We start from the raw sequence: 23,778 nt of genomic DNA, 5'->3' as shown, positions 1-23,778 counted from the left end.
CCTGACCAGAGGCTTCTTTCAGGAGTTTTTATAAAATTCATAAGCCCCAATTAAATCGTTCGATTTAATTGGGGCTTATTTGGTTATATCGACAAGAGACTTAATCGAGTTTCAACACAGCCAGAAAGGCCTTTTGAGGAACCTCAACATTCCCAATCTGTTTCATCTTTTTCTTACCCTTTTTCTGTTTCTCGAGCAACTTACGCTTACGCGAAATATCACCACCGTAACACTTGGCCGTCACATCCTTACGCAAGGCTTTAATGGTTTCACGAGCAACAATTTTCGCCCCAATGGCTGCCTGTATGGCAATATCAAACTGTTGACGCGGAATGAGCTCCTGGAGCTTCTCACACATCTTACGACCAAAAGTCTGGGCATTGTCAACGTGTGTCAACGTAGAAAGCGCATCCACCGGCTCGCTATTCAACAGGATATCGAGTTTAGCCAACTTTGAGGTTCGATAACCAATGGGGTAATAATCGAACGAAGCGTATCCACGCGAAATACTTTTGAGTTTATCGTAAAAGTCGAATACAATTTCAGCCAGCGGCATGTCGTATTCAATCTCCACCCGATCACCCATCAGATAATTTTGCTTGATAAGTTCACCCCGTTTACCCAGACAAAGGGTCATGATGGAGCCGATATATTCGGTTTTGGTGATGACTTGTGCACGAATATAAGGTTCTTCCACGTGGTCGAGCAATGTGGCCTCGGGCAACATCGACGGCATGTGTACTTCAACCAATTCATCCTTTTTAGTATATGCTTTATAGGGCACGTTTGGCACAGTGGTGATCACATTCATATCGAACTCGCGATCGAGACGCTCCTGAATGATCTCCATGTGTAACAACCCCAAAAAGCCGCAACGAAATCCAAAACCCAACGCAGCCGACGACTCGGGCTGAAATGTTAACGAAGCATCATTTAATTGCAGCTTCTCAATGGACGCGCGTAAATCTTCGTAGTCTTCAGCATCAATGGGATAAACACCGGCAAATACCATGGGCTTTACCTCTTCAAACCCCTCAATGGCCTTACTGCACGGATTTTTGACATGCGTGATGGTATCACCCACCTTCACCTCTTTACTGGTCTTTATGCCCGAAATAATATATCCCACGTTGCCGGCGCCTAACTTCTCGCATGGCTGCAAATCGAGACGCAACACCCCGACTTCATCAGCATAATACTCTTTCCCGGTGGCCACAAACTTTACCAAATCGCCCTTCGAAATGGAGCCGTTCACCACTTTAAAATAGGCTATAATGCCACGAAACGAGTTAAATACAGAGTCAAAAATCAAACACTGCAAAGGTGCATTTCCGTCACCTTTAGGCGCAGGAACGCGCTCAATAATGGCATCCAAAATATCGTAAACACCCAAGCCTGTTTTACCACTGGCATGAATGATCTCAGACCGGTCACATCCCACCAATTCGATGATTTGATCTTCCACTTCTTCAGGCATGGCGTTGGGCAAATCCATTTTGTTGAGAATGGGAATGATGTGCAAATCATGATTGATGGCTTGATAAAGATTGGAAATCGTTTGCGCCTGAATGCCCTGAGTGGCATCCACAATCAGCAAAGCACCTTCACAAGCAGCGATGGATCGCGACACCTCATACGAAAAATCGACGTGTCCCGGGGTGTCAATCAGGTTGAGCGTATACTTTTGCCCATTCTTTTCATAATTCATTTGAATGGCGTGGCTCTTAATGGTGATGCCTCGCTCACGCTCTAAATCCATGTTGTCGAGCGTCTGTTCGGTCAATGCCTTGCCTTCTAACGTTTTGGTATATTCCAGCAAGCGATCGGCCAACGTACTTTTCCCGTGATCGATATGTGCAATGATGCAAAAATTGCGAATGTTATTCATGCAAAAACTGTGTTAATGTCTCGTTTTTTCGCCGCACTCCATCTGATAAATGTCCTTAACGACCACAATTTACAACGGTTTAGGCAGCGCATGCAAAGATATTTTTTTTTGAGGATTTTCTCACATCATCGTTGCGACCGACAACGCTTTCCCGTTTGTGACATTCCCCTGCAAACAGGACTCATGGTCTAAGGCGATATTGTCCTCCTACACCGACCTGCAAATGGAGAGCCACCACCGGCACATCGGCATGACCGTCAACAACAGGCACGCGCGCATAAGCGCCCGAGACCATTAACGATGCAGTGAGATAAACCACCGAACGGGTAATAAAGTCACGACTCCACCCATATTGAACCACCGGCCCGGCAATGTGATAACCTGCGCCAAAAAGCCCCCCACTTTCGTGGTACATCAACCCACGCACAGTGCTCTCAGGGTGAGCCACAACCACGCCGACTCCATATTTTCGCACCCATGATCCCTTCATCAGCAGCCTATTGACCATGAGTTGATTGTATCCATGCGACACTGAAAATCGAGACAGGTCGTCACTGGTGTTTTGAAGGTAAATCTTCAGATGGTTCATTTCAATTTCCCACCCTTTGTCAACATGTGTATATCCAATGCGAATCGAATAATAAATTGGCGCCTCAAAGGGTTCGCTACGATAGTGCGCCCATTGATACAGACTCGAATGTTCTTGCTGATGAACCCATAACGGTGCGGGAGCTACAATGCTTACTCCGGGGGTGAAATTCACAAATAAACGCCACTGCGCCTCGCCATCAAACGGGCACAACACCATCATCACCCCAAAAACAAAAACTTTAAACACACCCTCACATTGGTGATGGTAAGATATGGCAACCTTGTAAAAAAGGCAATACTAAGCGATTTCTAACCCGTTGAGCCAATCTCTCATGTCTTCAACCAACATATCAGACATATTAAACAACCCGGTTTTCTTTTTATAAATCCAACGACAGCACGAAAGAGCACCACGCCCAAAAGCGCGCCGCGAAATCGTGTCGTGCGACAAACGGATGGTTTGATAAGGATACCCAAAAATGATTTCATGTTCACCCAAAATTCCTCCGGCACGAATAGAATGGATATTGTCATGATCGACCCCCAGCGTGTCGGCAATGCGTTGCGCAGTCCCCGAAATCTCTTTCTTATCTTTAAAGTGCGACTCCAATATTTGAATATCAGCTTCGGGAGTTGCCGCTTGAATAAAACGCGATGCCATCAGCAAAATATTGATGCCTAAGGTAATATTAGGACTCCAGATAATAGCCGTTTGTGTTGATAATTGCTGCAAGAGGGCGACTTCTTCATCACTGTATTTCGACACAGCAGAAACGATTCGAATCCCGTGGCGTGCCAGCAAATCATACTTACAAACATTACTGCTGTTTGAGAAATCAACCACCACATCGACCGGATTCTGTATTAAAAATTCTTCGCTCCAATCACATTCCGAAAAAATCGGAGCCTTATCATAATCCAAATGGTGAAACGAAGATGCATACAAACCCCGCAATTCGTCAGAATGCTTCATTACCCAACATAAATCCACTCTCTTACTCCCAAAAAAAGGGAACACAGCCTCACGACCTGTTTGGCCAAATCCCATAAATCCTACTCTTATCATCTTTCGCTTTATTTATACATCCATGCTCGCTCCCAACACAACCATCTATCAGAAATAACAACATTTCAGATCAGACGTGTGCCTGTCAACTCCCCAAGGGGTGAATAACTGAGAAACCAATCAAATTTACGGAAAAATGAACCAACATCAAAAGAAGTGAACATCACCCGAAGTCCCGAAACGAAAAGAGGGACCCGAAAGTCCCTCTTCTATCATAAATTATGAATGAATTACATCATTCCGCCCATACCGCCCATTCCGGGATTCATGGGTGCAGGATTTTCATCTTTTTCTTCAACCAAAATACACTCGGTGGTCAGGAACATACCGGCTACCGAAGCTGCATTTTCCAACGCGATGCGAGTTACTTTCGCAGGATCAATCACACCGGTGGCAAATAAGTTCTGATAAGCATCAATGCGGGCATTGTAACCAAAATCACCTTTGCCTTCACGTACCTTCTGAACAATCACGGCGCCTTCTTTACCGGCGTTAAAGGCTATCTGACGCAACGGCTCCTCAATGGCACGCTTAATGATTTCGATACCGGTAGATTCATCATCAGTATCCCCTTTAAGACCTTCAAGCCCTTCGATGGCACGAATGTATGCCACACCACCACCGGGAACAATCCCTTCTTCAACAGCCGCACGTGTTGCACTCAAGGCATCATCCACTCGGTCTTTTTTCTCTTTCATCTCTACTTCCGAAGCAGCCCCCACGTACAGAACGGCAACACCACCGGCCAGTTTAGCCAAACGTTCTTGCAGTTTTTCTTTGTCGTAGTCGGATGTGCTGTTGGCAATTTGCGCTTTGATTTGAGCCGCACGTGCCTCAATGTTCTCTTTTGAACCAACCCCGCCAACAAGTGTCGTATTCTCTTTGTTGATGGTTACTTTCTCAGCCTGACCCAACATTTGCAGAGTGGCATTTTCGAGTTTCAAGCCCACTTCATCAGAAATAACAGTCGCATTGGTCAGGATGGCAATATCCTGCAACATTTCTTTGCGACGGTCACCAAAACCGGGAGCTTTAACGGCAGCAACTTTCAAAGAACCACGCAAACGATTCACAACCAAGGTTGCCAACGCTTCACCGTCAACATCTTCGGCAATGATCAATAAAGGACGACCGCTTTGAGCCGATTGCTCCAACACGGGCAACAAATCCTTCATGGTCGAAATTTTCTTATCGTAAATCAAGATAAACGGATGGTCAAGTTCGGCCTCCATCTTCTCGGTATTGGTCACAAAATAAGGAGAAATGTAACCACGGTCAAACTGCATCCCTTCAACGACTTCAACAGTCGTTTCAGTTCCTTTGGCTTCTTCAACGGTAATCACACCTTCTTTACCTACTTTGCTCATGGCTTCGGCAATCAACGCACCAATTTTGCTATCGTTGTTAGCCGAAATGGTCGCCACCTGCTCAATTTTGTCACTATTTTCGCCAACCGATTGAGCTTGCGATTTAATAGAAGCCACAACTTTTTCAACGGCTTTGTCGATACCGCGTTTCAATTCCATGGGATTGGCACCGGCGGTCACGTTTTTAAGACCTACGTTAATGATGCTCTGAGCCAACACAGTCGCAGTTGTGGTTCCATCTCCGGCATCATCACCGGTTTTAGAAGCCACTTCTTTCACCATTTGGGCACCCATATTTGCAAAACGATCGCTCAATTCAATTTCTTTGGCAACACTCACCCCGTCCTTGGTGATGGAAGGTCCACCGAATTTTTTATCAATCACCACATTACGGCCTTTAGGACCCAGGGTTACTTTCACTGCATTTGCCAATTCGTCCACACCTTTTTTCATCAGGTCGCGGGCTTCGATATTGAATTTAATTTCTTTAGCCATTGTATTTACCTTTTTAAGATTGTTAGATTAATCAAATTTGTCATTAAGCAATAAACAACACGTCCGTTTGCGAAATCAGCAAATAATCAACGCCATCGATGTTCAGCTCAGTACCGGCATATTTTCCGTATAGCACCACATCACCCACTTTAACTTCCATGGCTTCGTCTTTTTTAGCCTCGCCAACCATCACAACAGTTCCGCGCAAAGGCTTTTCTTTTGCCGAATCAGGAATAATGATACCGCTCACGGTTTTTTCTTCAGCAGCCTGTGGCTGCACCAATACTTTACCTGCAAGAATTTTTCCTTTCATATCGAAATTTTTAATTGATTATAAGTTTTAAAACAGATGCCTCAACAAGGAGACGCGGGGTGTGTTTCACAAAGCATGCCAAAGCAGATCACAGCTCGTTTTCTGCCATTATTACAGAACCACTCTCCTACTTTGTCATCATCTTGTCAGAAATTCAGAAACAATCAAACCCCAAAAGTGTTGACAACAAAGCACAAAAAAAAGGTGTCAGTTATATGACAAACTGACACCTTAAATATTTGATCAAACAAATGATTACTCAGCAGGCTGTTGCTCAGCATTTTCAGCAGCAGGCTCGGCCACTTGAAAAGCAGGATTGGGAGTGGTAACAGGGGCAACAGTTTCAACAGCTTTATCAAGGTTGCTTTGCTCAGCATCAGTTGTTCCCAACGTAGCTACCGAAACAAACGATAACACGAGAATAATACCGGCCAAAGTCCAAGTCGCCTTTTCCAAAAAATCGGTGGTTTTACGAACACCCATCACTTGGTTCGAAGAGGCAAAATTAGATGCCAATCCTCCTCCTTTGGAGTTCTGAACCAACACAATAAGAATCATAAATATACTGACCAGGACAACTAAAACAGAAATAAATGTGGTCATAGCTTTGGATAATTTTTTATTGATTATTAATTAAACGTTCCAGTTCTTGTATTCGGGATGCAAAGTAAATATTTTTTTCGGGATATTTCAAACTCAACTTCTCGAATATCGTTATGGCCTTATCGTAATGTTTCTGCTTGATATGAATGTTGGCCAGGGTTTCGGTCATTAAATCTTCACTTTCACGCAGGCTATTCTCAGCCACATCGCGCTCATCAGCCACCTTGGGCTTGGGGATAATTTTTTTATCGCCTTGCTTTAAAAACGAATCTATGATGTCCATCTGACGACTCACCGGCTTTGGTGTCTCAACCCTTTGCGTCTGAACCGAATGATGATGAAGCGCCTTTAACCAATCGGAAAATGAACGACTCTGGGAGGGATCAAAATCTTCGGGCTCTTGAACTGCCAATTGGTAGCCGGGCAGGTTCTGTAACTCATAATCGAGCAAATCGGCACTGGGCAACACCATCTGCTCCGGCTCTTCCTGCACTAGTTCAGACGTAAACGAAAACGTAATCACTTCGCCCGAGGGAGACTCCAAAGTATCAGGCACATCAAAATAATCGACAGGACTCGCAGATACCTCCACTGACACATCAGGTTTAACGGGCTCATCAAGCACCACAGGCTGCGACACCCGCTGCTGCACCACGGCCTCCACAAAGGGTTTGGCTGCCTTAGATTGTGTGGGGGCATGAATAAGAAAGTAAAGTTTTTTACGATCAGGAATATAAGCAGCCGCCGATTTTAACTCATGATTGTAACGAATATGATCGAGCACAGCCATGTTTTTCACCAACAACATCCGCGCAGCCTGAAAATATGGATACTCGGCAATGACAGCCGTCAGATTTGACAGACTCTCATCGTTGAGACCTTCAGGATTGGACAAATAATGATAAAACTGCTGGCGATTCATAAATCAAGTGGGTAAAAACAAAAACTTCAAATCACCAATTGGCAAAAGCCTTGTTGAAAATATCTTCGGTGAGCTGATCGACAATCTGGGTCACAAGCTCTCCTTCAACGGCATTGATATTTTGTTCGCTCGGATAGTCGGCAAAAGCCGAGAAAGATTGCTCCCAGTTATCCTTGGGATTCTTAAAATTACGATATCTGATTTTGACCTGAACCGTCAATCGGGTTTGCGCAGAGGTTGCATCGTTTTGAATTGACATGGGGCGTGTGCTGTAGTCGGTAATCTCGCCCGAGAAATCCACATCTCCTGTCCCATTGCGAAGAATCAGGCGCGACTCATTGGTCAAGCGATCCTTCAACTTCTCGGTCATCGTTTGGCTCAATGTGGGGTTCACAAGGGCTGCCCGGTTGTTAATATACTGCACCGACACAGTTTTCACATCGTCAGGGATAGACGCACCGGTAAAGGTCATCCGAATGGAACAGGAAACCATCAACAGGCCCATCACCACACCCAACCCAACAACGCGAAGCGGGAAACCTTTCTCGAACTTCATAAATCTATCCATGTTAATACTTAACCGTCTATGTGATATTCTTTAATTTTGCGATAAAGCGTCCGCTCTGAGATGCCCAGTTCGCGGGCTGCGAATTTACGCTTTCCATTGTGTTTTTCAAGTGCTTTGCGAATCAATTCCACTTCCTGATCTTCGAGCGAAAGCGATTCCTCGACAAACTCTTCGGTATCCTGTATGCCATTTTCATGCTGACGAGGGGCAAAAACAGTAGCCACCTGTGGTTTGGGCGCACTGACAATGTCGGCACCATGAGCGCTAAACAAATCATTAATGATACGCGCATGATCTTCGTTGCGCACATCCATCACCCCGCCGTGTTCAATCATTTCGAGAACCAGCTTTTTGAGGTCATTCATATCACGCTTCATATCAAAAAGCACCTTGTACAAAATTTCTCGCTCAGTGGAAAAATCAGCTTCAGCTTTGGGCTGAGCACCACCAATCACTGCCGGCAGGTTATCACCCACATGAAAGGGAATGTAATGCCGCAGAATCTCTTCGGTAATATCGCGCGACTTCTCAATGATCGAAATCTGTTCGGTAATATTTTTAAGCTGGCGTATGTTTCCCGGCCAACGGTAGCGCAACAGTAATTCACGCGCATCGTCATCCAAACGAATACCGGGCATGCGATAACGTAGCGCAAAATCATTGGCAAACTTGCGAAACAACAGCACAATATCCTCAGAACGATCGCGCAAAGACGGTATTTGAATGGGGATACTACTCAAGCGATAATACAAATCCTCGCGAAAACGCCCATCATGAATGGCACGCTCCATCTGTACATTGGTGGCAGCCACCACCCGCACATTGGTTTTAAGCACACGTGAAGATCCCACCTTCATAAACTCACCGGCTTCGAGCACCCGCAACAACCGAACCTGCGTCGACAGTGGCAATTCACCAATCTCATCCAAAAAGATGGTTCCCCCATTGGCCTCTTCAAAATATCCTTTCCGGTCACTCATGGCTCCGGTAAAGGCACCCTTTTCGTGACCGAACAACTCCGAGTCGATGGTTCCTTCGGGAATGGCACCGCAATTCACTGCAATATAAGGCCCGTGCTTTCGCGCACTAAATTGATGAATGATTTGCGGAAAAACTTCTTTACCGGTTCCACTTTCACCGGTAATCAACACCGACAAGTCAGTGGGTGCCACCTGTACCGCGATGTCAATGGCTCGATTTAAACCATAACTGTTCCCGATTATTCCAAAGCGTTGCTTGATTTGTTGAAGTTCCATATTCTCTGAACTGCTATTTTTTCAGGTTGACTGACAAAGTTACAACACCCTCTGATATTAAAAAAATTCACTCCTGCTGTTTTGTGCGATTTGGGAAAATAAAAAACATCATCAAAAAGATAAATATTGCGCAAACCATTGTATCTTTCCATGCAGGATTCGTCCTGATGATTACAGACCAACCCTAATTATTAATTCTTCATTAAGATTTTTCACAACAATGCCCAAAACACCATTCATCGGAATCATCCCGGCTCGCTACGCCTCTACCCGTTTCCCGGGCAAACCTCTCGCCGACATAGGCGGCAAAACCATGATTCAACGCGTTTACGAACAAGCAGCCAAAGCACTACCTACGGTCACTGTGGCTACCGACGATGACCGCATTTATGACGAAGTGATCCGCTTTGGAGGAAACGTGGTCATGACATCCCCCCACCACCAAAGCGGCACCGACCGATGTGCCGAAGCCCTCGAAAAAGCGCAAAAGACAATGAAACAATCTTTTGAGGTGGTCATCAACATACAAGGCGACGAACCCTTTATTGCGCCCGAACAAATCGACCTGTTGTGCGAATGTTTTAAAGACGAAAAAACAGACATCGCCACCCTCATCAAGCCAATTACACAAAACGAAATGATTTTTGACCCCAACAAACCAAAGGTTGTGGTCAACAACGATCAACAAGCCATCTACTTCAGCCGCTCGCCAATCCCCTATTTACGGGGCATCGAGCACAATCAATGGCACAAAGTGCATACCTTTTACCAGCACATTGGCTTATATGCCTATCGCACTCGGGTCCTTAAGGAAATCACCCATCTGCCTCAATCGAGACTCGAATTGGCCGAATCACTCGAGCAACTCCGATGGATTGAAAACAACTACACCATTGCCGTGCGTGAAACCCACCACGAAAGCATCGGTATCGACTCACCGCAGGATTTAGAACATCTCAAACAAATGGGACTGATTTAATCGGACATTGAAATTGTTCTTTTTCTTGATGATCAATCTTAAGATGTAAGCATCAAAACACGAGATAGATACAAAAAAAGCAATCCATTCAAAAAATTGCTTTGGAAACGCTTGTTTTTCATTAACAAGACAACAAACATCATTCATTAAAATAGATAATTCAAGCAATTGCACAAATCTGTTGCAAAACTCTTTATCTATCAAAACTATCAAACAAAACACGACTTTGAATCAATAATCATCCAATAACTTTTTCACCTAAACCGATAGACTCAATTTATGAACACCATTGGACTCGTCCGTCTGGACCCCTGGCTGAAGCCCTTTGAGGGCATTATCACTCAACGCCATCGTCGTTTTATCAACACCACTGAATCGCTTACTGGCGCCGGCACACAATCGCTCACCGACTTTGCATCGGGACATCTTTATTTTGGACTGCACCGCACTTCCAAAGGATGGGTGTTTCGCGAATGGGCACCCAACGCCACCGACATCTACCTTGTGGGCAACTTCTCCGACTGGAAAAACCAGGAGGCATACCGACTCCATCGCATCGACAACGGTCAATGGGTCATTGAACTACCCACTGATACCTTGAGGCATGGCGACCTCTACAAACTGCACATGGTGTGGCCCAATGGCAGCGGTGACCGCATCCCTTCTTACGCCAACCGAGTGGTTCAAGACCCACACACCCATATTTTTAGTGCCCAGGTGTGGCAACCCGACACCCGATTTACATGGACAGATGAATCATTCAGAACACGCACCGACAATCCGCTGATATACGAGGCTCACATTGGCATGTCGGGTGAGAAAGGCGACGTGAGCACCTACAACGAGTTTCGAATCAATGTACTGCCACGCATCGTCAAAGGAGGGTACAACACCATTCAGTTGATGGCCATACAGGAACATCCCTATTATGGCAGCTTTGGGTATCATGTCTCGAATTTTTTTGCGGCCACCTCACGCTTTGGAACGCCCGAAGACCTCAAGGCTCTGGTCAACGAAGCCCACAACCTGGGCATCAACGTCATCATGGATTTGGTTCACTCTCACGCCGTTAAAAACGAAATAGAGGGCCTGAGCAAATTTGATGGCAGCTACAGCCAATATTTCTACGATGACGACCGTGGCTTTCACCCTGCCTGGGATTCACGCTGTTTCAACTACGGGAAAGGTGAGGTGCAGCATTTCTTGCTTTCAAACTGCCGATACTGGCTCGAAGAATACCATTTTGACGGATTCCGCTTCGACGGCGTCACCAGCATGCTTTATCACAACCACGGCCTCGAAGTCAACTTTACCTCCTACAACGACTATTTTAAAGGCGAGGAAAACGAAGAAGCCATCACCTACCTGACCCTGGCCAATCAGCTGATTCACGAAATTAACCCACAAGCCCTTTCGGTAGCCGAAGAAATGAGTGGTTATCCCGGTCTGTGCGCGTCGGTGGATGATGGCGGCATTGGATTCGATTTTCGATTGTCGATGGGTGTCCCCGACTTGTGGATCAAGATGATTAAGGATCAAACAGACGAAGATTGGAAAATGGGCTTTCTGTACCACGAGCTCACTCAGCACAGAGCCGAAGAACGCACCATCAACTATGCCGAATCGCACGACCAGGCGCTGGTGGGCGACAAAACCATCATCTTTCGTCTCATCGACAAGGAAATGTACACCCACATGTCGAAAACCACCCCAAACTTGGTGGTCGACAGAGGCATTGCCCTACACAAAATGATACGCCTGGTGACCATGGCCACCAATTCGGGCGGCTATCTCAACTTTATGGGCAACGAATTTGGACACCCCGAATGGATTGACTTTCCTCGCGAGGGCAACAATTGGTCATACCACTATGCACGCCGTCAATGGAGTCTGGTGGACAATGAGGAGCTGAAATACCATTTTATGGGCGACTTTGACCGCGACATGGTTCACCTGATGCGCAAGGCCATGGACAACGGGCTGCCGGGATGCTTTCCGGTTCTCATGAACGACGATGACAAAGTGATGGTATTTTCGCGCGGCGACCTGGTGTTCGTATTCAACTTTCACCCATCGGCATCGCGCACAGGCTACGGAATACCGGTGGCACCGGGCAAATACCGAATCCTGCTCGACAGCGATCGCGACATTTACGGCGGTTTCAATCGGGTGGACGACAACCTGGTCTTTTTCTCTCAACCGGTGTCAAAAATGGCCAGCCATCACCAAATACTCATGTATCTGCCCAACCGAACGGCAATGGTACTCGAGAAACTCCCGACACCTAAAGTCTACTAATAAGTAAACCACAAAGGCTGCAATTACGTGCAGCCTTTGTGGTTTATCACTATAAATAAGCATGATAATGTAAAAAATTAACCCAAATCACATGAAAAGGAGCTATTCTTCACAAAAATGAATTCAACATAAATACCTAAAGAGGGCAATCGCTTGTAATGTCTCTCAGGTAATTCCCTAAACACACAAATCAATCCTCACGTTCAGCCACGTATCCCTTAATAATGCCACGAGGTGAATTGCGCACAAAATCAATAATCATGTCACGCTCCTCACTGGCAGGATACTCAGCTTCAATGCGCTCCAAAGCTTGGGTGTTGTTCAACTTCGACTGAAACAAAAGACGATAAATGCCCTGAATTTCGTTGATTTTTTCGTTGGAGAAATTTCTGCGACGCAACCCCACCGAGTTGATACCCGCGTAAGCCATCTTCGCATGATGCATCTTCACAAACGGGGGAACATCCTTCCCCAAACGCGATCCGCCCCCAATCATCACATGGGCGCCAATGCGTGAAAACTGGTGCACCAGCGTGTGCGCACTCACAATGGCGTGATCGTCAATCTCTACTTCGCCGGCCAACTGCGTGCCGTTACCAATGATGATATAATCCTTAAGGATGCAATCGTGCGCGATGTGGGCATAAGCCATCAGCAAACAGTTGCTGCCAACCACGGTCTTGCCACGTGATGCCGTGCCCCGGTTAACGGTCACACATTCACGAACAGTGGTGTTATCACCAATCTCAGCAGTGGTTGCTTCGCCCTTGAACTTCAAATCCTGAGGGACACCGGCAATCACGGCACCCGGGAAAATCCGACAATTTTTACCAATGCGGGCACCATTCATCACTGTGGCATTGGGGCCAATCACGGTGCCGTCGCCAATCACCACATCTTTATCAATAAAAGCAAAAGGTCCAATCTCTACGTTTTGCCCGATTTGTGCTTCGGGATGGATATATGCCAAAGGCTGTGTCATATGCGTTGTTTGTCTGTGTTCTATATTTAACCTTTATTTTTCACGATTTGCGCCATAAATTCGCACTCGGCCACCACCGCGTCACCCACAAAACTGGTCCCTTTCATGTTGGCCACGCCTCGGCGTATCTCCGACATCATCTCGAGCTTAAAAATGAGGGTGTCGCCGGGAATCACCTTCTTGCGAAATTTAATGTTATCAATCTTCAAAAAATAAGTGCTATAGAGTTCGGGGTCATCTAATTGACTGAGCACCAAAATGCCTCCACACTGCGCCATGGCTTCCACCATCAACACACCGGGCATCACCGGCTCTTCGGGAAAATGACCTACGAAAAATGGTTCGTTCATGGTCACATTTTTAATCCCGTTGATGTATTTATCGCCCACCTCGATGATTTTATCAACCAACAAAAACGGAGGACGATGGGGCAACAAGCGGCGGATGTCCTGTATATCAAACACCGGCTTGGCATTGGGGTCATAAATGGGCGCTTCGGGTTGAAGCGCACGCTTTTTAATCTCTTTGCGAATGATTTTGGCAAATTCAACATTCGACTGATGCCCCGGACGGGTTGCAATCAGACGTCCCTTAATGGGCATGCCGCAAAGTGCCAAATCACCAATGGTATCGAGCAACTTGTGACGCGCAGGCTCGTTAGGAAAACGCAATTCAATATTATTGAGAATACCAATGGATTGCGCCTGAACATGTGGTTTTCCAAATAAATCGGCTAAACTGTCAAGCTCTGCCTGCGTCACTTGCTTATCGACAATGACGATGGCATTATTCAAATCGCCTCCTTTAATCAGATTGTGCGCCTTTAGCATTTCAATTTCGTGCAAAAACACAAAAGTCCGACAAGGGGCTATATAGTTCTTAAACTCTTCGAACGAAGTCATGGAGGCATACTGATTGCTCAGGAACATCGACCCGGAAAACGAGAGATGTGTGTCAACACAAAAATGGTCATCGGGTAACAACTCAAGCTTGATACCACGCTCTTTATCTTCATAAACCATTTTCTCCTTCACCACAAAATACTGGCGTTCTTCACTTTGTTCCTCCATGCCGGCTTTATCAAGTGCCTCCACAAAGGGTTGTGCACTACCGTCGAGAATGGGAACTTCCGGGCCATTGACGTCAATGAGGCAGTTGTCGATGCCCAAAGCACGTAAAGCAGCCAAACAATGTTCGATGGTACTCACCTTAGCATCGCCCTTTGACAAAACGGTACCTCGCTGAGTATAAGTAACATTTTCAGCCAATGCATCAATCACCGGCTGATCGGCCAAGTCGATGCGTCGAAACTTATAGCCATGATTATCCGGCGCAGGGTGTAACGTAAGAGTCACCTCAACTCCGGTATGTAACCCGGGACCACTGAGTGTCACCGGCTGTTTGATGGTGAATTGCTTATCTGCCATATTATATATCAACAGTTATCTGAATGAGAAACTACAATTGAGAAACCTTTTTCTCAAGCGCGTTGAGTTGCTTATATATCTCGGGAAGCTTGCGGAAAATGACATACGAACGGTTATACTGTGCCACATCGTATCCCGGAGCCCCCATATAAACAGCGCCTTGCTGTTTAATGGAACTTGCAATACCGCTTTGAGCAGCCAACTTCACTTCATCGGCAATGGTGATATGACCCGCCAAACCGACTTGACCGCCAAACATGCATCGATTACCAATTTTTGTGGAACCGGCAATACCGGCCTGAGCAGCGAACACGCAATCTTCACCAATCTCAACATTATGGGCAACTTGAATCAGGTTGTCAAGCTTAGCCCCTTTTCGTACAATTGTTGAGCCCATGGTCGCACGGTCAATGGTTGTATTGGCACCAATTTCAACATTGTCCTCGATGACCACATTGCCCACTTGCGCAATCTTTTTATATTGACCCGATTCATCCGGGGCAAATCCAAAACCATCACTGCCAATTACAGCACCGGCGTGAATAATACAGTTATTCCCAATGCGACATTGCTTATAGACTTTCACACCCGAGTACAAGGTCGTGTGATCACCAATGGTCACATTGTCACCTACGTAAGCCTGTGGATAAATCTTCACATTTTTTCCAATGATCACATTTTCACCGATGTACGCAAAGGCACCCACATACGCAAATTCACCAACCGAAGCTGATGAATGAATATATGAAGGTTGCTCAATGCCCGATTTTTGAGGCTGTGACTGCTCATACATCTCCAGCAGTGCTGCAATGGCCCGATAAGCATCGGAAACACGAATCAGTGTAGCATTCACAGGCTGATCGGCAACAAAGCTGTTGTTAACAATCACAGCCGATGCCCCTGTGGTATAGATGTAATGGGTATATTTGGGATTGGCCAGAAACGATAGCGTACCTGGTTGACCTTCTTCTATTTTTGAGACGCCACGAATGGGTTCTTCCGGATTACCTTCAACGGTCCCCTGAATCAATTCGGCAATTTGCTTTGCAGTAAACTCCATTTATATTCTTACATAAACGATGCGATTGAAACCCGCACCTCATTTACAATCATTTCTCTAGCTTGTGATCACTGGGGTGAACCATTTACTTATTACAAAAAACGGTAAACCCACGAACACGTCAAAATTCTTGTCATCAAGCAGCATCATTTTTTACCGACCAACAACTCTATCAATCAATAAATTACAACTTTAACTTAATCACAAAAAACAGTGCAAAGCTAATAAATTTAATCACAAAATTATCACGTGCTATATAAATCAAAGCGATTCTGATAACGATTTGGGATAAGAAAGATAGTGCTTGGTGACAATTTTATCGAGATATGAAAGATTGAGCATATCGGATGCTTCGGATATATCTTTGATTTGATGGTTATTGAAAAGAACATTGATCTGCTCATCAAATCGACTGTAGGCATGATTAGAGATGGTGCCTGTTCCCACAAAATAATCAGCATCACTCACATAACGCAATCCCAACCTGCACACTGCCATTTGCTTAAGTGCATCCAACCGCTCAGGGGCAGGTGGTACGGTGCTAATTTCGATGCGGTTGAGACGACGGTTCATCAAATCGTTGGACAACAACGACAACACAGGATCGTCACAGTATCCCCACGCTTTGATAGCGCTCATCAAATCGTTATCGTCCAAATCGCCAAAATAACGCAAAGCCACAGCATCTTGGGCAAAATCGGCATGATTCACCGTCCCTTTTAAGAAAAACGCCAAAGCCGGCGGAGCAAAAAGATCATGCCCCTGCTGCATGAGAGAACGGGCGCGCCGAAGAATGTTAACTAACTGATTTTCGGCCACCAACACCGTTTTATGCAAATAAACCTGCCAATACATCAAACGCCGGGCAATCAAAAACTTCTCAACAGAATAAACCCCCTTGGCTTCAACCACCAACTGGTCATCAAACACGTTAAGCATCTTAATGATGCGATCACTACCAATCACGCCTTCCGAAACACCCGAGAAAAAACTATCACGCTTGAGGTAATCGAGACGATCCATATCGAGCTGCCCCGAAACCAATTGATGCAAAAAACGCTTGGGGTAACGATTGGTGAAAATATCCAAAGCCATATCCAACGCACCGTGATATTGGTCGTTGAGCTGCGAAATAATCAAACGCGAAAGCTCCTCGTGCGAAAGATTCTCAACCAACGTGTGCTCCAACACATGCGAAAAAGGGCCGTGCCCCACATCGTGCAACAAAATGGCAATCAGTACCGCTTCTTCCTCTTGGGGCGAAATATCGTTGCCTTTACCGCGCAATACTTCCACAGCATTCTGCATCAAATGCATGGCTCCGGTGGCATGTTGAAAACGCGTATGCACAGCACCCGGATAAACCAGATAGGTTAGACCCAACTGTTTAATGCGTCGCAACCGCTGAACCCAGGGATTCTCAATCAGGTCGTAAATCAACTCGGATGGCACCGAAATGAACCCATGCACCGGGTCATTGATAATTTTCTTTTTATTGTAGGTTCCGACTGGCATCAATGTTTCAATATTATGATCCAATATCATTTAGTGAATGACATTCAAATAATAGACTGAAATACCTCATCTAAAAGTCTTTCATCATCTCATCATCTGTCAATTCGTTTTACGCTGTCATCTCTTAACGAAACGACATTGAGTTATGATTATGATTTCCCATTCATCACCACACATGGTATCATCATCTCTTCAAGAGAAATTCCGCCATGTTGATAGGTGTCACGATAGTAATTGACGTAGTGATTGTAATTATTGGGATAGGCGAAAAAATCTTCGTTGGTCGCAAAGATATAGGTTGACGACACATTTTGCTTAGGCAAAAAGGCTTTTTCGGGAACTTTCACCTCAAAAACCTCTTTGGGATTGTAGGCCAGGTTCTTTCCCTGCTTGTAACGCAAATTCGTATTGACACTCCTGTCGCCAACCACCTTAATGGGGTTATTAACCCGTATGGTCCCGTGATCGGTGGTAATGATAACTGTCACCTTTTCACCCGCCAATTTCTTGAGCAAGTCACGCAAAGGCGAATGCATATACCACGACAGGGTAAGCGAACGGTAAGCAGCTTCATCGCCGGCCAGCTCTCGAATCATCTTCATCTCGGTACGCGCGTGCGACAACATATCCACAAAGTTAAACACACACACATTGAGATCATTATCTAACAAAGATTTGTATCCATCTACCAGTTTGCGTCCCGATTCCTGGTCGTTGATTTTATGGTAGCTGTAACGATGCTTGCGTCGATAACGATCCAGCATGGTCTGAATCAGCTCATTTTCAAACTGATTTTTACTCCCTTCATCCTCTTCTTCAACCCAAAAACGGGGATACATCTGGACAATTTGTGCAGGCATCAACCCCGAAAAAACAGCATTGCGTGCATATTGCGTGGCCGTGGGCAAAATGCTCAGATACATGCCATCATCGTGGGTTTGATAATCGGCTGCCAAATCGGCCTGAATGGTCTGCAGCTGATCGAACCTAAAATTATCAATGAGCACAAAAAAAACTTTCTCACCCTTGTCGAGCAACGGAAAAACCTTGTGCTTAAATAGTTGATGCGACATCAAAGGGCCCTGATCATCAGACAACCATCCCAAATAGTTTTTCTTCACAAACTTGACAAACTCGCGATTGGCCTCAGCTTTTTGCATCTTCAACACCTCATCCATGGCTCCTCCGGCTTGTTGTAACTCAAGCTCCCAAAAAACGAGCTTTCGGTACACCGCTTCCCAGTCGTCAACCGTCAACGAATCGTTAATCTTAAAACTCAACCGTGAAAATTCCGACTGGTACGACGAAGTGGTTTGCTGAGCCACCAGACGTTGTTTATCAATATTCTTTTTGATGGTGAGCAGTATCTGATTGGGATTAACGGGCTTAATCAGATAATCGGCTATTTTGCTGCCGATGGCTTGCTCCATGATGTCCTCTTCTTCGCTCTTGGTAATCATCACCACCGGCACCAGGGGACGAATCTCTTTGAGGCGAGCCAAGGTCTCCAACCCGCTCAAACCGGGCATGTTTTCATCTAAAAACACCAAATCGTAATGGTTGGCTGCCAAAAGCGTCAACGCATCGGTTCCGTTATTGGCTGTTTCAACCTCATAACCCTTTTCTTTCAAATAAATCAAATGCGCCTTCAGATGTTCAATTTCATCATCGACCCATAGGATGCGAATATTTTTTTCGGTCATAACCATTCATTTTTTAGGTTGACGCTTAACGATTGATAAAACGCAAGTATTCCTCCACATCACCATTTTGCTTCAACACCGCGAAATTTTCGGGGGTGATGATCAGCATTTGATGCTTTTTGCCTTGAACCTCTTGTATGGCCAAACGGTTGGCCGCAATCAGCTCTTGATACTGTTGCACGGCCGTTTGCCCTGCATGGCCGGTCACCACCAAGGCTTTACGACTCTGAGGCATCTCCAAAATGGAGATCTTGAGATGCGACAAACGCCGGCTGTTATTAAATCGGGCCACACCTGACTGCAATCGCATGGCATTCACTCCGACCTCATCATAAATCAATGCAAACTGCCACACATCACCACCGGACGTATAAACAGACTCCGAATCGACCTTTGATTCTTCGTCAACCAATTGTGTCGTCGGTCTGAGATATCCGGTCACCACTCCATAGTCGTGTAGTTCGGGTTCGGTGAGGTTCACTTTCAAATAATGGGTGAGATACATCGGCAAATACCCTTTCACATCGCCCGACGAAAGCATGTACTTCACATTGGGCTCGGCCACCACCAACAAACGAGGTGAGCCATCATCAATGCCACGGAACACAGTGGCATTCTGGCGCAAAGCGTAGAGATACTCCATGGCCTCGTGCTGCTTCTCAAAACCACGCACTTCGAGCATTCGCGACTGATCGGGCAACGTGTGCCATATCAGGTCATAATCCTTCACCAGGAAGTAACTGAAATTATAATCGGCCACATTAAAGAGCAACTGCTTGGCATTCACACCCCGGTTGACCCAAATCAACAAACTGTGCGCGGCATCCGGATAGAGTGAATACCCCTTAGACTCTTCAATTACAGCATCTTGCGGAGCAACATCCTCGATCAACGCCCCCGCAAGTCGCGATGGTGCCACGGGGCCGCGCACGGGCATACGCCCTTTGGCCAATTCATCGAGCAACAACTGAGCCAATGCGGCCTCATCGCTCCCGGCATGCGAAGCGGTAATAACCTCGAGCGTTCCTTTAAATTGATCGACATCGCCCTCACGACCGTACGATAACGATTTCAACAATCGGTATTTGGGCAACAAACTATTCTCGCCACCGCTAGCTTCAATGACTCCGGCCTTGGCAATGACAGAGACAAAATCACCATTCAAATAATCAGCATAAGTGGCTTGATAAGCCACATCCTGCGCCCGGAGAGCCTCATCGCGCTTTTGAAAAAACAATGGATCACTCAGGTAAGCATAAAACTTACTCTCGGGAAACTCGCGTCCCACGCGCTCACGCACCGAATTCATGCCTGCCGCATCGGGAACATTCTGATAACCTGAAAACAAATCCATGTAGGCCTCCAATCGCAAAGCGCCCTGCGGAAAACGACGCAACAATTCTTCATCAACCTCTACGGCACGCGGGTAATCATTGAGCCGCTCATTATAAACCTTGCCCATGTTCAACAAAGCCCCTTCAATGCGTTGATTGGATTGATGGATGGCTTCCGCTGTCATGGGAACATCACGCATCAATCCCTCGCGAGTAAATGTTTTGGTTTCCAAGGAAGGCTGAGCAGCCCCCTCGTCCCCCTTGGTCGGATTTGTTGCGGCCTGAGGCTCTCCAAAAGGATCCTCCAAATCGGGCAATTCATCACGCATGGCCACCGACTTATTGGCACGTCGCCAGTTGTCTTCGAGCTTACGCTTACCCCATTTCCGCTCAAACTCTGCTTTACCAAGGGTAAGCGTCGACGAGTTATAAAAATACCACTTGGCAGCATCCCGACTTTGATTCATCGATGAGCCTTGCGTCAAATACGGGTCGTAACCTAAAAATTCGTTTTGCTGACGTTCGGCTTCCTCCTTGAGCCGTTGTTGCTCAGCGGCAATCATTTTATCAATCACGGCCATTCGGGCTGCTTCGGGCATACTTGCCAATGCCTGAAGACTATCTTCGCGCTCTACAACCTCAATATTTTCGACCAATATCTTCAGCGAAGCATGTTTTTGAACCAACGCAGTTTTCAGTTCATCGCCTTCGGGCAGATAAACCATGGCACTGTCGTATGCCATAAAGGCCGGACGGTACTGCGGACGATTAAAGTAAATGTCACCCGACATCAAAAACGAAAGCCCCTTTTGCTTATCGTTGTTACGACTCAAACGACTCGACATCTCCAAGTGCTCCAATGCCGAGGCTTCATCATCGCGCTGTAAATCAATGAGCGCCATACTATAATAGATACGATCGAGAAACTCAACATTTTTCTTATCGCGAGCCAGTCGATTGAGGTCTTTCAGGTTCTGCTCAGGATTATCACCCCCCAACGACGCAGCGGCAATACGCGCATTAATGGCCATCTCGTAAGGCGGACGCATACGAAGCACTTTTCGATACTCATCGCCGGCTTGCTGTGCCTGGCCGGTGAGCGCCAGCACCTGCGCCAAAATGTATCGATAGCGCAATTTCTTCTGCTTGCCCCGGGCATGCTGAGCGGCCAAACGCAACGCAGGTACAGCCGCCTCAAAACGAGATTCCTTAAGCATCAAATCGGCCGACACTGCCATGTAATGACCATACAACGAAGAGGGGGCAGAACCCCAGGTGTCATAAGTCTCGAGCGCCATCCGCGCTGAGGCATAATCGCCTTTTTCGGCAAATGACGCCGCTTTCCACAATAAAGCCTCGTACAAGGTGGGCGTGTGCGAAAAATCACGAATCACCAAATCGAAGGTCTGAATGGCCTGTGAAAAATCGTGCTGATAAAAACGCCCTTTGCCAATCAGCATCCAGGCCTCATCCACCCACTTATTAAACTCTTTCTGATTATAGAACTTACGATAATAAGGATCTGTATCGGTGGGCTTTTTCTGCGGTTTTTTGGTGATGGAATGCTTGGCAATCAAAATGGTGCCCTTCGACACGGCACGCTCCATCTCGGACGTAGCCACAGAGGCTTTCTCTTTGTCGGAATACTCAAACACGGGCAACACCAAGGCATAATCATTACGCGTTGCCTCGGCGATTTTTTTCTCCCCCGCCTTTAGGCTCTCGCGCCCATTGAACAGGGCATTGTATCGCGCGTTCAAATTATGGTATGCCCGCCGAAAACGGGTGTTCTTTTGTGTGGAACAGGCCGTAACGGCCATTAAGATCAAAAATAGGGCTAAAGATTTTCTCATCGTCATGCCGGTGATAGGTCGGACTTGGACCAACTTATTTAAAAACAGTCTTGTCCCGAAATTATTTTGCAAAGATGCAAAAATACCTTTTTTCAGCACGCCATCCCTTTGTGAAACAGAAAAACAGGCGCTTTCAACGTACAAACATCAAACACAGAAATAAAAAAAGCGGCATGTTCACACGCCGCCCCTAATGAATATCCATGTCTGCTCAATGCAGTTTACCCCCAATAATATTGAAAAACTCCTCACGAGTGGCCTGATTCTTCAAAAAGGCGCCTGTGAAGTCTGACGTGGTGGTCACCGAATGCTGTTTCTGTACACCACGCATTTGCATGCACATGTGTTGCGCCTCAATCACCACTGCAACCCCAAGCGGATTCAGCGTCTTTTGTATGCAATCTTTAATTTGAGTGGTTAAACGCTCCTGCACCTGCAATCGACGCGCAAATGCCTCTACCACCCGGGCAATCTTACTCAATCCGGTGATGTGATGACGAGGTATATAAGCCACATGCGCTTTGCCAAAAAATGGCAGTATATGGTGCTCACACATCGAATAAAGCTCAATATCCTTCACAATTACCATTTGCTGATAATCTTCACGAAACATCGCCGAACGAATAATCTCCTCGGGATTCATATGATACCCCTGCGTGAGAAACTGCATGGCCTTGGCCACCCTCAAGGGCGTCTTTTCTAGCCCTTCACGGTGAACATCCTCACCCAACAATTCCAAAACGCCTCGATAATGATCCGTCAAACCTTGCGTAACTTCATCGTCATAACTCTCGGTTTTGGAATACCCTTTCCCTCCATTCAATGTAAAATCCATATCCTTAATGTTTACTCACCAATTCAACACCGCTGACACCTTGTGGTGTTCCTAAATTACAAGACAATGATTTCATTGAGGCTGCGCTTTGGCACATGATGCTTTTGATCGCGGTCGCGCCAGTATTTCACGTCATTGCCATGAATGGTTTCAAGCACCACTTCTTCTTTGGGTTTACCCAGCGCAATCACATGCACAATGGCATACTGTGTGGGTAAATTCAACGCCTGCTGCAACTCATTACGCTTCACCGAAGCCACAATACAACCGCCAAGACCTTTCTCCACTGCCCCCAATAAAATGCTTTGAGAAGCAATGCCCTCGTCGCAAAAATAATTAGAAGCGATGGTATTATCATTCAACACAATGATGTAAGCAGACGGACGTTCACCCTCCTCTGGGCCATCCCAATCGGTCAAATACCCTGCCCACGACAAATGCGGAAATATCAGCGCGTTGGTTGCCGAATCACTCGACAAAAAATATTTTAACGGTTGTGCATTGCGTGCCGAAGGCGACAATCGTGCCAGGTCAACCAACTCGGTTAACGTTGATCGATCGATGATCGCATCCTGATAAAAACGTCGGTAACTCCGGTTTTTCAATATTAAATCTCTAATCATGGGCTTCAAAAAATTGGGGTCGAAAATTACGAATATTATCAGCAAGAAAAAAACCTGAGGACTAAGCCGTCAGGTTTTTCTATAACACTTAAAATGTCAT

19 protein-coding genes are annotated in these 23,778 nt (G+C 46.1%); 2 read left to right on the top strand and 17 right to left on the bottom strand.

Annotated features, from left to right (window positions below; translation table 11 throughout):
- Positions 1–100: 100 nt before the first annotated feature.
- The 9 genes from lepA to LX69_RS00260 all read right to left on the bottom strand — a co-directional run bounded on the left by lepA (position 101) and on the right by LX69_RS00260 (position 9,069).
- Positions 101–1,888: a translation elongation factor 4 gene (gene lepA / locus LX69_RS00300; RefSeq protein ID WP_111443811.1), complete on the bottom strand. Its 1,788-nt coding sequence runs from the start codon at positions 1,886–1,888 to the stop codon at positions 101–103.
- A gap of 181 nt (positions 1,889–2,069) precedes the next feature.
- Positions 2,070–2,726, bottom strand: a complete 657-nt coding sequence (locus LX69_RS00295) for a hypothetical protein (RefSeq protein ID WP_111443810.1) — start codon at positions 2,724–2,726, stop codon at positions 2,070–2,072.
- Positions 2,727–2,777: 51 nt separating this feature from the next.
- Complete coding sequence (locus LX69_RS00290) at positions 2,778–3,545, bottom strand: dihydrodipicolinate reductase C-terminal domain-containing protein (protein WP_111443809.1); 768 nt, start codon at positions 3,543–3,545, stop codon at positions 2,778–2,780.
- Positions 3,546–3,775: 230 nt separating this feature from the next.
- The gene (gene groL / locus LX69_RS00285; RefSeq protein ID WP_111443808.1) at positions 3,776–5,407 is read right to left on the bottom strand and encodes a chaperonin GroEL; all 1,632 of its coding nucleotides are present in this window, start codon (positions 5,405–5,407) and stop codon (positions 3,776–3,778) included.
- Positions 5,408–5,450: 43 nt separating this feature from the next.
- Positions 5,451–5,720 carry a co-chaperone GroES gene (locus LX69_RS00280; protein ID WP_111443807.1) on the bottom strand — a complete coding sequence of 90 codons (270 nt, stop codon included), beginning with the start codon at positions 5,718–5,720 and terminating at the stop codon, positions 5,451–5,453.
- A 255-nt stretch (positions 5,721–5,975) separates the two neighbouring features.
- Positions 5,976–6,323 carry a preprotein translocase subunit SecG gene (gene secG, locus LX69_RS00275; protein WP_111443806.1) on the bottom strand — a complete coding sequence of 116 codons (348 nt, stop codon included), beginning with the start codon at positions 6,321–6,323 and terminating at the stop codon, positions 5,976–5,978.
- Between the two features lie 16 nt (positions 6,324–6,339).
- Positions 6,340–7,245 carry a hypothetical protein gene (locus tag LX69_RS00270; protein ID WP_111443805.1) on the bottom strand — a complete coding sequence of 302 codons (906 nt, stop codon included), beginning with the start codon at positions 7,243–7,245 and terminating at the stop codon, positions 6,340–6,342.
- Positions 7,246–7,276: 31 nt separating this feature from the next.
- Positions 7,277–7,801, bottom strand: a complete 525-nt coding sequence (locus LX69_RS00265; protein WP_245934896.1) for an LptE family protein — start codon at positions 7,799–7,801, stop codon at positions 7,277–7,279.
- Positions 7,802–7,821: 20 nt separating this feature from the next.
- A complete protein-coding gene (locus tag LX69_RS00260; protein ID WP_111443804.1) occupies positions 7,822–9,069 on the bottom strand; it encodes a sigma-54 interaction domain-containing protein in 1,248 nt (415 codons plus the stop codon).
- Positions 9,070–9,289: 220 nt separating this feature from the next.
- On the opposite strand from LX69_RS00260, the gene kdsB reads away from it, so the two are divergent.
- Entirely contained in the window at positions 9,290–10,048 is a 759-nt protein-coding gene (kdsB, locus tag LX69_RS00255) for a 3-deoxy-manno-octulosonate cytidylyltransferase (protein WP_111443803.1), read from the top strand.
- A 279-nt stretch (positions 10,049–10,327) separates the two neighbouring features.
- Complete coding sequence (locus LX69_RS00250; RefSeq protein WP_111443802.1) at positions 10,328–12,346, top strand: alpha amylase C-terminal domain-containing protein; 2,019 nt, start codon at positions 10,328–10,330, stop codon at positions 12,344–12,346.
- A gap of 190 nt (positions 12,347–12,536) precedes the next feature.
- Here the strand turns inward: LX69_RS00250 and lpxA are convergent, their stop codons facing one another.
- The 8 genes from lpxA to LX69_RS00210 all read right to left on the bottom strand — a co-directional run bounded on the left by lpxA (position 12,537) and on the right by LX69_RS00210 (position 23,678).
- Positions 12,537–13,328 carry an acyl-ACP--UDP-N-acetylglucosamine O-acyltransferase gene (lpxA, locus tag LX69_RS00245; RefSeq protein ID WP_111443801.1) on the bottom strand — a complete coding sequence of 264 codons (792 nt, stop codon included), beginning with the start codon at positions 13,326–13,328 and terminating at the stop codon, positions 12,537–12,539.
- 26 nt (positions 13,329–13,354) lie between these two features.
- Positions 13,355–14,755: a bifunctional UDP-3-O-[3-hydroxymyristoyl] N-acetylglucosamine deacetylase/3-hydroxyacyl-ACP dehydratase gene (locus LX69_RS00240; RefSeq protein WP_111443800.1), complete on the bottom strand. Its 1,401-nt coding sequence runs from the start codon at positions 14,753–14,755 to the stop codon at positions 13,355–13,357.
- Positions 14,756–14,786: 31 nt separating this feature from the next.
- Positions 14,787–15,815, bottom strand: a complete 1,029-nt coding sequence (gene lpxD / locus LX69_RS00235) for a UDP-3-O-(3-hydroxymyristoyl)glucosamine N-acyltransferase (RefSeq protein ID WP_111443799.1) — start codon at positions 15,813–15,815, stop codon at positions 14,787–14,789.
- Positions 15,816–16,076: 261 nt separating this feature from the next.
- Positions 16,077–17,330 carry an HD domain-containing protein gene (locus tag LX69_RS00230; protein ID WP_111443798.1) on the bottom strand — a complete coding sequence of 418 codons (1,254 nt, stop codon included), beginning with the start codon at positions 17,328–17,330 and terminating at the stop codon, positions 16,077–16,079.
- A gap of 149 nt (positions 17,331–17,479) precedes the next feature.
- Entirely contained in the window at positions 17,480–19,033 is a 1,554-nt protein-coding gene (gene porX, locus LX69_RS00225; RefSeq protein ID WP_111443797.1) for a T9SS response regulator signal transducer PorX, read from the bottom strand.
- 25 nt (positions 19,034–19,058) lie between these two features.
- Positions 19,059–22,220, bottom strand: a complete 3,162-nt coding sequence (gene porW / locus LX69_RS00220; RefSeq protein WP_146260584.1) for a type IX secretion system periplasmic lipoprotein PorW/SprE — start codon at positions 22,218–22,220, stop codon at positions 19,059–19,061.
- A 211-nt stretch (positions 22,221–22,431) separates the two neighbouring features.
- On the bottom strand, positions 22,432–23,055 hold the full coding sequence (gene folE / locus LX69_RS00215; protein WP_111443795.1) for a GTP cyclohydrolase I FolE: 624 nt from the start codon (positions 23,053–23,055) through the stop codon (positions 22,432–22,434).
- Positions 23,056–23,111: 56 nt separating this feature from the next.
- Complete coding sequence (locus LX69_RS00210) at positions 23,112–23,678, bottom strand: nitroreductase family protein (protein WP_111443970.1); 567 nt, start codon at positions 23,676–23,678, stop codon at positions 23,112–23,114.
- Positions 23,679–23,778 lie beyond the last annotated feature (100 nt).

The sequence above is a fragment of the Breznakibacter xylanolyticus genome (genome assembly GCF_003254275.1).
Taxonomy (GTDB): Bacteria; Bacteroidota; Bacteroidia; order Bacteroidales; family Marinilabiliaceae; genus Breznakibacter; species Breznakibacter xylanolyticus.
The sequence above is the reverse complement of the archived record's forward strand: the minus strand, read 5'-3'. Positions and strand labels throughout refer to the sequence as shown.

Excerpts from the sequence above, each read along its gene's own strand:
- lepA (WP_111443811.1), bottom strand. The coding sequence starts at position 1,888 with ATGAATAACATTCGCAATTTTTGCATCATTGCACATATCGATCACGGG.
- LX69_RS00290 (WP_111443809.1), bottom strand. The coding sequence starts at position 3,545 with ATGATAAGAGTAGGATTTATGGGATTTGGCCAAACAGGTCGTGAGGCT.
- groL (WP_111443808.1), bottom strand. The coding sequence starts at position 5,407 with ATGGCTAAAGAAATTAAATTCAATATCGAAGCCCGCGACCTGATGAAA.
- LX69_RS00280 (WP_111443807.1), bottom strand. The coding sequence starts at position 5,720 with ATGAAAGGAAAAATTCTTGCAGGTAAAGTATTGGTGCAGCCACAGGCT.
- secG (WP_111443806.1), bottom strand. The coding sequence starts at position 6,323 with ATGACCACATTTATTTCTGTTTTAGTTGTCCTGGTCAGTATATTTATG.
- LX69_RS00270 (WP_111443805.1), bottom strand. The coding sequence starts at position 7,245 with ATGAATCGCCAGCAGTTTTATCATTATTTGTCCAATCCTGAAGGTCTC.
- LX69_RS00265 (WP_245934896.1), bottom strand. The coding sequence starts at position 7,801 with ATGAAGTTCGAGAAAGGTTTCCCGCTTCGCGTTGTTGGGTTGGGTGTG.
- LX69_RS00260 (WP_111443804.1), bottom strand. The coding sequence starts at position 9,069 with ATGGAACTTCAACAAATCAAGCAACGCTTTGGAATAATCGGGAACAGT.
- kdsB (WP_111443803.1), top strand. The coding sequence starts at position 9,290 with ATGCCCAAAACACCATTCATCGGAATCATCCCGGCTCGCTACGCCTCT.
- LX69_RS00250 (WP_111443802.1), top strand. The coding sequence starts at position 10,328 with ATGAACACCATTGGACTCGTCCGTCTGGACCCCTGGCTGAAGCCCTTT.
- lpxA (WP_111443801.1), bottom strand. The coding sequence starts at position 13,328 with ATGACACAGCCTTTGGCATATATCCATCCCGAAGCACAAATCGGGCAA.
- LX69_RS00240 (WP_111443800.1), bottom strand. The coding sequence starts at position 14,755 with ATGGCAGATAAGCAATTCACCATCAAACAGCCGGTGACACTCAGTGGT.
- lpxD (WP_111443799.1), bottom strand. The coding sequence starts at position 15,815 with ATGGAGTTTACTGCAAAGCAAATTGCCGAATTGATTCAGGGGACCGTT.
- LX69_RS00230 (WP_111443798.1), bottom strand. The coding sequence starts at position 17,330 with ATGCCAGTCGGAACCTACAATAAAAAGAAAATTATCAATGACCCGGTG.
- porX (WP_111443797.1), bottom strand. The coding sequence starts at position 19,033 with ATGACCGAAAAAAATATTCGCATCCTATGGGTCGATGATGAAATTGAA.
- porW (WP_146260584.1), bottom strand. The coding sequence starts at position 22,220 with ATGAGAAAATCTTTAGCCCTATTTTTGATCTTAATGGCCGTTACGGCC.
- folE (WP_111443795.1), bottom strand. The coding sequence starts at position 23,055 with ATGGATTTTACATTGAATGGAGGGAAAGGGTATTCCAAAACCGAGAGT.
- LX69_RS00210 (WP_111443970.1), bottom strand. The coding sequence starts at position 23,678 with ATGATTAGAGATTTAATATTGAAAAACCGGAGTTACCGACGTTTTTAT.